We start from the raw sequence: 10,322 nt of genomic DNA on the forward strand, positions 1-10,322 counted from the left end.
GTTTCTTTTTGTTGTAGTGCATTCTTTTTGTTTTTCTACAACGTTCCATATAATTGCTGGGTCTCCATATAGGTTATAATCGTATATGTTCATTAAATTGGCTTCTATGGGATCTTCTATGTTGTTATAAAAATCATTTTCGAAAAATTCTTGTAATGCTGTATAAAGAGATTCTCCAACAGTTTTTCCTGCAGTTAGATTTTTTACAAAATAGTAGTTAATGCTTCCCGTTCCTCCGTCATGAGGGGCAGCAAAATAAGAAGGCGAATAGCTTATTCCGGTTGATCCGATGAAAGCAACACCTCCTTTTTCAAGTATGGCTTTGCCCAGGTTACTACTGCCATTTTCATTAAGGCAGCTGCCGGAGAAAAAGATGCCGTTTGCTTTAAAAGCGTCATCTTTAGCGATAAAACTTTCGAATTTAAATTCACCATCATCTGGAATACCATTTTCATTTTTATCATTCCAAATTTCTCTGTATGCTGCAGAATTGCTTCCGTGAGCTACCCAATTCACAAATCCTGCATTAGGTAGAGCTGAATAAAAATTTTCTTTTGTAAGTTCAAAATCTGCTTTATATACTGATGGGAAAGAGCCAGATTTTTCATACAACTTGATGACATTTTCACCAAGAAAGGTAGCGATGAGCTCTTCTTCCCTTGCCCCATCACCGTTAAAAATCCTTGCTCCTTGATAAATTTCTCCCGGGTATGCGATAAATGATGCAGCAAGTACAGCTGTTTGGGGAGGATTTTCTTCAAATTGGATTGCCCGGTTAAAAATTGTTTTGATCTCTTCGTTGCTGTCAAATGGAATTCTTCCCACGAAAATATCAGGTGATATATTCATTCGGTCATCATAAAGCTCTCCCGGGAATAAATCTCTGTCTTTGTCTAACTCTTCGTTTAGCAATGCATAATATAAGTCTGTTTTTGTTTCTGAAGGCGCACTGTATGAAACTGAATGCGCCGTGCTTGATGGATACATTGAAGGACGTGGGATTATATTTTCGCTTCCAAGAATAAGCAAATACCCTTTGCTAATGGCAATTTTTTTGAGATAATTTCTTATTTCTGATGGGCTATTTGAACCGATGTCTTCAACTGTGACAATTTTTACATCGTATTTTTTGTTTCTTGTTTTGGCGATGAGCTGTGCGCTTTGCATAAGATTATTTGTCGTAAGAATGATATATTGAGTTTTGTGTGGCAGTGTTGTTGCTTTAGTTCTATGAATATTGTAAATAGAGAATATTAATACGAAAATAACGATGAAAATGAAAGGTTTTTTACTTCTTACAACATTATTTATTCGCATTATATTTGCACAAATGAACTTATGTGGGTGATAAATATTATTAAAGATGAGCTGAATAGTAGTTCAAGAAAGAGTTGTTTTTCAAAATCTTTTTTCCTGTAAAAATACAGAAGAACGCAAAAAAGCGCCGAAACTATTACTATGATAAGGTCAAAATTAAAAGATTCGGCTAATAGTGAAACAGCATTTGTAAAGAAAAGCAGAAATAGCGCAAAGTAAAAAAACCGTTTTTTAAATTCATTGTTTTGCCAGAAGAGAAAGAGCGGAAAGAGCATAAGAGCAAGCCATCCCCATATGTTGAATGAGAGCATTCCTGCAATTGATGGTGTGATAAAAAGGGAGAAATACATAAGGATTGCGGATATAGAAGCAAAGTAAGATTCCTTGCCCCTGTATTTGGTGCGATTTGATGCGGCATAGAAAAAAATACTCAGCAGAAAAAGCACTAACGAAAAAATGAGAAACTTAATAATTCCCATAGAAAGTACATTAAACAGAGTAAGATAGATGATAAAGTATGATGCAACAATTGTTAAAGGCAATTTGAAAAAATCTTTATCTTTTTCACGCATTTTTTTTAAGAGATTTTAAAATAGAGGAGTAAGACCTGGGATATTTTTGGGGAGTTTCTTTTACTTTTTCTATACAGATGAGATAACTTTTGTGTAAGGTATGTGGCAGTTGATATTCCTTTGTATTTTTGATGTGTCCTCCCAATTTTTCTATAAATGGAATAAACTTCTCTATTTGTTTTATCTCTTTGCCTCCTTTCCAGAATACTGCGTTTCCGCCAATTTTTAAAAGGGGAAGAGCGATTTCAGAAATTACAGAAATTTTGCTTACTCCCCTCATTGTAACAATATCAAATTTTTCTCTAAATTCTTTTTCTTTTCCTAATTTTTCTCCCCTGCTGCTGATAAGCGTTACATCCTCTATTCCTAATCGTCTCAGCAACATACCTATAAAGAATACCTTCTTTTTTTGTGAATCCACAAGTGTAAGATTAAGTGTTGGGAAAACAATCTTTATAGGAAGGCCGGGAAAACCGGCGCCAGTTCCAATATCGATTAATTTTTTGTTGCCATTAATTGGGGTTGCTTGGACAAGATGAAGGGAGTCAACAAAATGTTTTATAGCTATTTCATCATCGTCCAGAACAGAAGTAAGGTTAAAGCGAGTGTTATTCCATTGCTGAAGCAAGTTTTTATATACTCTAAATGCATTTAGCATTTCTGGTGTAATTTTTAACTTTATTTTTTTGGCTTCGCTTGTGATAATTTTTTCAAATTTCATTTTATTAGTTCGAAATTTACCTCTCCTTTTTCTAAGTATCCTTTAATCTTTGTTCCTTTCTCTATATCGCGCGAAAGGATAAATGAAGCAAGGGGATTTTCTATATATTTCTGGATAGTTCTCTTTAGCGGTCTTGCGCCATATACTGGATCAAATCCTTTATTTGCAAGGAATGTTTTTAGTTCATCTTCTATGATTAGATTAATATCTTTTTCTTTAAGTTTAGTTAATGTTTCTCCAAGTAGAATATTTACAATTTGTTTAATTTGATTGATGCCTAATGGGTTAAATATAATTGTTTCATCAATTCTGTTTAGAAACTCTGGCCTGAATATATGACGCATATCTTCCTGGACTTTTTCTACAATTTTTTCATACTGGTCCATATATTCTTTTGTACTGGGGAGCGCATTAATGTCCGAGATGTACCTACTTCCAATATTGGAAGTCATTATGATGATTGTGTTACGAAAATTTACGGTTCTTCCCTTTGAATCTGTAAGCCGTCCATCATCAAGTATCTGTAGTAAAATGTTGAATACATTATGGTGTGCTTTTTCAATTTCATCAAGCAGAATGACAGAGTATGGATGCCTTCTTACTGTTTCTGTAAGTTGTCCGCTTTGTTCATATCCAACATATCCTGGAGGTGCCCCAATGAGACGAGAAACCGAAAACTTTTCCATGTATTCTGACATATCAATCCTAACCAGGGCCTTTTCTGTGTCAAATAGCTCTTTGGCTAATGTTTTTGCAAGCTCTGTTTTGCCAACTCCTGTTGGTCCAAGGAAGATGAAAGAGCCGAGTGGCCTATCAGGATCTGATAATCCAGCTCTTGCGCGCCTTATGGCATTTGAAACGGCAACAATTGCTTGTTCCTGTCCAACAACTTGTTTCCTTAAATGGTCTTCGAGATGCAGTAATTTTTCTTTTTCGGAAGTAAGCATTTTTGAAACAGGTATACCTGTCCATTTTGAAACTATAGCGGCAATCTCTTCTTCGCCTACTTCTTCTTTGAGAACTGCTCCATCTTTTTGTATTTCTTGCAATTTTTTATTTGCGTCCTCCAGTTGTTTTTGAAGAGAAGGCAATTCTCCATACAGAAGGCGTGCTGCTCCATCTAAATCTCCGTGATGTTCCGCAAGTTTTGCCTCTGTGCGTACTTTATCTATTTGCTTTTTGATTGTTCTTATTTTATGAATTGCATCTTTTTCTTGAGTCCACTTTGTCGTTAATACAATATCTTTTTCTTTCAGATTAGCAAGTTCTGTTTCAATTTTTTTAAGTCGTTCTGATGTATCCGGGTCATTTTTCTCTTTTTCAAGTGCTTTCTTTTCCATTTCTAGCATTCTAATTTTTCTCTTTAATTCATCAAGTTCTACAGGCATGCTGTCTATTTGCATTTTAAGAAGAGCTGCTGATTCATCCATAAGATCTATTGCTTTATCTGGAAGAAATCTGTCGGGGATATAGCGAGAAGAAAGTTTAGCAGCAGCAACAAGCGCAGAATCTTTGATTTTGACTCCGTGATGTACTTCGTATTTTTCTTTTAACCCTCTTAGTATGGCAATTGTTTCCTGGTCAGAAGGTTCGTTTATTAATACTGGCTGGAATCTTCTTTGAAGTGCAGCATCTTTTTCTATATATTTTCTATACTCATCAAGCGTTGTTGCGCCTATAGTACGGAGCTCTCCACGGGAAAGTGCGGGTTTTAACATATTTGATGCGTCAAGAGATCCTTCGACTGCTCCTGCTCCCACTACGGTATGAATCTCGTCTATAAATGTAATAATTTTTCCCTGGGAGTGTTTAATTTCGTCTATTACTGCTTTTAATCTGTTCTCGAACTCTCCTCTAAATTTTGCACCGGCAATTAGTGATCCCATATCAAGTTGGAATATTTCTTTGTTTTTAAGCGATTCAGGGACATCTCCAGATGCAATCCTTTGGGCGAGTCCTTCTACTACTGCGGTCTTGCCTACACCTGCTTCTCCTATGAGAATAGGGTTATTTTTAGTTCTTCTTGAAAGAATCTGCATTGTATGGCGGATTTCTTCGTCTCTTCCAATGACAGGATCCATTTTCCCTTCTCTTGCTATTGCGGTCAGGTTTCTGCCATATTTTTCAAGGACTTTATACTTAACTTCCGGTGTTCTATCTGTCACTTTTTTGTCTCCGCGTATTTCTTTGAATGAATTTAATACATTTTGCCTTGTTATTCCATACCTGGCAAGAATTTTGCCTGCTTCTTCTGTATCGGAAATTGCAGCAAGAAAAAGATGTTCCGTGCTTATAAATGCATCACCTATATTTTGGGTTTCTTTTTCTGCTCTTCTAAAAAGCTCCTCCAACCTGGGTGTGATATAAAATTTCTCCTCGCTTACACTTTGAATTTTTGGGAATTTTTCAATGGCATTGTATATGTTTCTCAAAAGTAAATCTTTGTCTATTTTTAGTGTAGTTAGGAGCATAGGAACTATTCCATCCTGTTGTTGGATAAGGGCGGCGAGTAGGTGTTCGACATCTATCGATTGGTTGTTTTGCGTTGTAGCGATTTCCTTTGCAACCATTAATGCTTCCTGTGCCTTTTCTGTCAATTTATTTGGATCCATGTAAAATTACCTCCTATCTTTCTATTTTAGCACAAAAATATATATAAATAAATATTCTGTAAAAAAAATGAATAAAAGGTTGATTGTTTTGATATGATATAAAAAGTACGGTAGCCGATTTTCATATTTATTTTATCTATTATTTTAAAACACCAAAATTCATTTTTAGAGCGCTTATTGGATGTCGGAAGCAAAGTATTTGTATGGTAAATAAATTCGTTATGTGTTTTGATTAACAACAATTTGTTTGTATTTATGTATTTCTTATAAAATAAATTCTTGACTGTGCATGTTAACTTCTTATACTTATTTGTAATATGTGAAAGGAGAAGGTTCTATGTTTAAAAGAATTGCAAAGGCGACAGACATTCCTGTTGAAGAGGAGCAAATAATAGATTTTTGGAATAAAAATAAGATTTTTGAAAAAAGCCTTGAGATAAGAAAGGACAAGGAAAAATTTGTATTTTTTGAAGGTCCGCCTACTGCAAATGGGATGCCCGGCGTGCATCACGGTTTGTCCAGAATATACAAGGATACAGTATTAAGATATAATTCCCTCAGGGGGTTTTATACTCCAAGAAGAGGAGGATGGGATACTCAAGGACTTCCTGTTGAGATCGAAGTGGAAAAAAAGCTTGGCATTCATACAAAAGTGGAAATTGAGGCATACGGCGTGGAAAAGTTTAATAAGCTCTGCCGGGAAAGTGTCATGCAATATAAAGAAGAATGGGAGAAAATGACAGACAGAATTGGTTTCTGGCTGGACATGGGAAATGCATATGTTACGTATGAAAATAAATATTTAGAGTCAGTCTGGTGGATCCTTAAGCAGATTTTTAATAAGGGATTGCTGTATGAAGGGAACAGAGTATCTCCGTATTGCCCAAGATGCGGGACGACGCTTTCTTCTCACGAAGTTTCTCTTGGGTACCAAAAAGTGAAAGATCCATCAATATTTGTGAAATTTAAGGTAGAGAATGATAAATTTCCTGTTACATATTTGCTTGTTTGGACAACAACTCCATGGACACTCCCATCAAACCTTGCTGTTGCGATAAATCCTGATTTTACTTATGTTTTAGTGAACTATGAAGGAGAAAAATTGATTCTCTCTGAAAACAGATTAAAAGAAGTATTAAAAGAAAATTACGAAATTGTAAAGACATTTAGCAGCAAGGAACTTGAGGGGATAAAGTATAAGCCATTATATGACTATACAGATTTTTCAGACAAAGAAAGAGATACGGCGTATAAAGTTGTTACAGCAGATTTTGTTACTGGGGATGACGGGACTGGTATTGTACATATGGCCCCTGCATTTGGAGAAGATGACCTTGAAGTTGGGAAAAAATATAATTTGCCATTTGTGCAGTTTGTTGATCTTGAAGGAAACCTTACAAAAGGCAAGTGGAAAGGAATGTTTGTAAAAAAGGCAGATCCACTTATTATAAAGGATCTTGAAGAACGAGGATTGCTTTTAAAGAAAGAACTTTATGAGCATGATTATCCGTTTTGTTGGAGGTGCGGTACACCACTTTTATATTATGCAAAGAAATCTTGGTTTATAAATATGACTAAAGTAAAGGATCAACTTATAGCAAATAACGAAAGTATCAATTGGTTCCCAGAACATATAAAACACGGGAGATTTGGCAATTGGCTTGAGAATATTAAGGACTGGGCTTTATCGAGGGAGCGTTATTGGGGTACTCCGCTGAATATCTGGGTTTGCAAAGAGTGTAACCATAAAGAATCTATAGGAAGCATTGAAGAGCTAAGAGAAAAGGCAATAGAAGAGGTCCCTTCTGATGTTGAACTCCACAAACCTTATGTGGATAACTTTCATTTGCGATGTCCGAAGTGCGGTGGAGTTATGGAAAGAGTTCCGGAAGTAATTGATGTGTGGTTTGATTCGGGTTCAATGCCGTATGCTCAGTGGCACTATCCGTTTGAGAACAAAGAAGAGTTTGAAAAGGACTTTCCTGCAGATTTTATTACAGAAGCAATTGATCAAACACGAGGATGGTTTTATTCATTACTTGCAATATCTACATTGATAAAGGGAGTTTCCCCATATAAAAATGTAATGTGCCTTGAATTGATACTTGACGAAAAAGGCCAGAAAATGAGTAAGAGCAAAGGAAATGTCATTGATCCCTGGGTAATTTTAAACAAACAAGGAGCAGATGCATTCAGGTGGTCGATCTACACAGCATCTCCACCATGGTCTCCAAGAAGATTTGGAACAAATGTAGTGAATGACGCAATGAAGAGCTTTATTATCCCATTAAGAAATGTTTATTCTTTCTTTTCATTGTATGCAAATATAGATAATTTTAACTCACTTTCTATTTCTTCTATTCCTGTTGAAAAAAGAAATATCTTAGATAAATGGATCATTGCAAAAGCTGAAAAACTGAACCAAACTATTATAGAGAAAATGAAGATATTTGAAATTACATTTCTCACCAGAGAAATCCAATCATTTGTTGATGAATTATCTAATTGGTATGTAAGACGTTCACGCAGGAGATTTTGGAAGAGCCAGAATGATTCCGACAAGCTTTCTGCATATTTTACGCTTTACGAAGTGCTGAAAAAGCTTGCGCTCCTACTTGCGCCATTTACGCCATTTCTTGCAGAAACATTGTACAGCAGTCTTGTAAAAGATATTCTGCCTGGTGCAAGGGAGAGTGTTCACCTCGAGGATTATCCTGAACCGAATGTTAAATACATAGAGGAGAAACTTATTGAAGATATGGAACTTATTATAAATGTAACTTCGCTTGGCCGTGCTACAAGAAAGATGTCGAAAATAAGGGTAAGACAGCCACTTTTAAAGCTTGTAGTATACGTAGAAAATGACGAAGAAAAAAGCGTTATTGCGAAGAATAGCAGTGTTATAAAAGAAGAACTCAATGTTAAGGATGTCGAGATACCAGATAGCATTTTAAAATATTGCGCGGTAATTCTTAAACCAAATCTTTCCGTGCTTGGCAAAAAGTACGGAAAGAATCTTCCAGAAATTGCAAAACAGTTGAATAATCGAGAAAAGGGCGTAGAGTTTGTAAAAAGAGGGAAGGTTATGGTTAATATAAACGGGGAGGAAGTAGAACTTTCTGGAAGTGATTTGATTCTTGAACTTGAAAATAAAGGGAATTACATTGCCGTAAGAGACAAAGGGTGTTTTGTATTTCTTGATACAACGTTAACATATGCATTGAGAGGAGAAGGTGTTGCAAGAGAAATTGTACATACAGTTCAAGGAATGAGAAAGGAAGCAAATCTTAATATCTCCGATAGGATTCAACTTTCATTAGAACCGCATGATGATACAATAAAAGAGTTTACAGAATATATTATGCAGGAAACTCTCGCAGAGGAACTAACGCAATTGAAGAACCCCATTATTATAAAGGAATTATCTATCGGTGAAAAAAAATACCGACTTGCTATTGAGAAGGCATAAATGAGAAAAAAGATTACTCCACCTAGATTTATTGTTTTAAGCTTTCTCGCATTAATTATAGCTGGAGGGATACTTCTTATTTTTCCTTTTGCAAGTAGTTCTCATCAATTTACCAATCCGCTAATTACATTTTTTACTTCTACTTCAGCCACCTGTGTAACTGGATTAGTCGTCGTGGATACTGGAACATACTGGTCAGGATGGGGGCAATTTATTATAATCCTCCTTATCCAGTGTGGTGGGCTGGGATATATGACAATTACTTCATTTTTCCTAATCTTGCTTAATAAAAAAGTTTCGCTGGAGCATCGCATGATTTTAAAGCAGGGATTGAACGTATACAATATTTCTGGTATTATGCGTTTTTTGCAGGTGACACTTCTTGTTGTACTTATAATGGAGGGGTTAGGCACTATTGCTCTTACACTTAGGTTTTTGAGAGATTTTTCTTTTTGGAGAGCTCTTACTATGGGGGCGTTTCACTCTGTTTCCGCATTTTGTAATGCAGGATTTGATATTATGGGAGGGTTTCAAAGTTTTCAAGGGTATACAAATGATCTTACACTTAATCTGACTGTTATGATTCTTATTGTAACAGGTGGGATTGGATTCTATGTACTGTGGAGATTGCTTCATCCTCACGATAGAGGATTGACTTTTCATGTAAAAATAGTACTGAGAATAACTTTATTTCTTATTCTTGCTGGTGCTGGACTTTTTTTACTATTTGAATGGCGTAATCCTAACAGCATAGCAAATTTTTCTTTGCGTGGTAAGTTGCTTGCAGCTTTTTTCCAATCTATTACCCCACGTACAGCAGGATTCAGTACAGTGGCTATAAAAAATCTTAATCAGTCTACTCAGTTTATCTTGACATGGTTTATGCTTATAGGAGGTTCTCCTGGAGGTACAGCAGGTGGAATAAAAACTACGACATTTATTGTTATTACTGGATTAGTTGTTTATTCCATAAGAAGAAAAGGAAACGTGGTTATAGGTAAGAGGACGATAAAAAAGGGAACTTTGATGCGTGCGGTATTTGTATTTGGATTTGCCATTTTTGTGATTGCTATTGCAACTCTTGTTATTCTTTTTGTGCAAGGTGGTGAGTTTACATTTTTGCAAGTTTTGTTTGAGGTAATTTCAGCATTCGGGACAGTAGGTCTTTCTACGGGTATTACTACACATCTTTCATCTATTTCGCGTTTTGTAATTATTGTTACAATGTTTGTAGGGAGAATAGGATCGATGAGTTTAGTTATTAGCATGATGGGGAGAAGAAAAACCCCGCATATAGGCTATCCAGAAGAGGATATAGCCATAGGTTAGGAGGCAATAAGTATGAAAAAACAGTTTGGAGTAATAGGACTGGGGAAATTCGGTGCAGCTGTTGCTACACATCTTGAAGAATTAGGACGTACAGTGATTGCTCTTGACAAAGATTCCGATCTTGTTGACGATATTAAGGATGAAGTGAGTTTTGCTGAAGTTGTTGAAGCAACCGATCCAGAAGCTCTTGCGGCAACAGGTATCAAAAATTGTGATGTTGTTGTTGTTGCAATAGGGGAAGTTCAATCCAATATTCTTGTTTCCCTTGTTTTAGAAGAGTTGGGAATTACTAATATTATAGC

General features: G+C 35.8%; 7 protein-coding genes. 3 read left to right on the top strand and 4 right to left on the bottom strand.

Translation table 11 applies throughout. From position 1 onward, the window contains the following. From U9Q18_02955 to clpB, 4 genes are all read right to left on the bottom strand, one after another. The coding region (locus U9Q18_02955; protein ID MEA3313316.1) for a C25 family cysteine peptidase at positions 1-1,317 on the bottom strand (1,317 nt) is incomplete at its 3' end. After that, positions 1,317-1,889 (bottom strand): hypothetical protein, encoded by a 573-nt coding sequence (locus U9Q18_02960; protein MEA3313317.1) that lies wholly within the window; start codon positions 1,887-1,889, stop codon positions 1,317-1,319. The genes U9Q18_02955 and U9Q18_02960, both read right to left, overlap by 1 nt. Then, on the bottom strand, positions 1,882-2,610 hold the full coding sequence (gene rsmG / locus U9Q18_02965; protein ID MEA3313318.1) for a 16S rRNA (guanine(527)-N(7))-methyltransferase RsmG: 729 nt from the start codon (positions 2,608-2,610) through the stop codon (positions 1,882-1,884). The genes U9Q18_02960 and rsmG overlap by 8 nt, the downstream gene beginning before the upstream one ends. Continuing rightward, positions 2,607-5,222 (bottom strand): ATP-dependent chaperone ClpB, encoded by a 2,616-nt coding sequence (gene clpB, locus U9Q18_02970; protein ID MEA3313319.1) that lies wholly within the window; start codon positions 5,220-5,222, stop codon positions 2,607-2,609. The genes rsmG and clpB overlap by 4 nt, the downstream gene beginning before the upstream one ends. A 337-nt stretch (positions 5,223-5,559) precedes the next feature. On the opposite strand from clpB, the gene ileS reads away from it, so the two are divergent. The 3 genes from ileS to U9Q18_02985 all read left to right on the top strand — a co-directional run. Further along, positions 5,560-8,691 carry an isoleucine--tRNA ligase gene (ileS, locus tag U9Q18_02975; protein ID MEA3313320.1) on the top strand — a complete coding sequence of 1,044 codons (3,132 nt, stop codon included), beginning with the start codon at positions 5,560-5,562 and terminating at the stop codon, positions 8,689-8,691. Next, a complete protein-coding gene (locus U9Q18_02980) occupies positions 8,692-10,020 on the top strand; it encodes a potassium transporter TrkG (GenBank protein ID MEA3313321.1) in 1,329 nt (442 codons plus the stop codon). A gap of 12 nt (positions 10,021-10,032) precedes the next feature. Further along, positions 10,033-10,322, top strand: a 290-nt coding sequence (locus tag U9Q18_02985; GenBank protein ID MEA3313322.1) for an NAD-binding protein, incomplete at its 3' end; no start/stop codon positions are given.

Source organism: Caldisericota bacterium (assembly GCA_034717215.1).
Classification (GTDB): domain Bacteria; phylum Caldisericota; class Caldisericia; order Caldisericales; family Caldisericaceae; genus UBA646.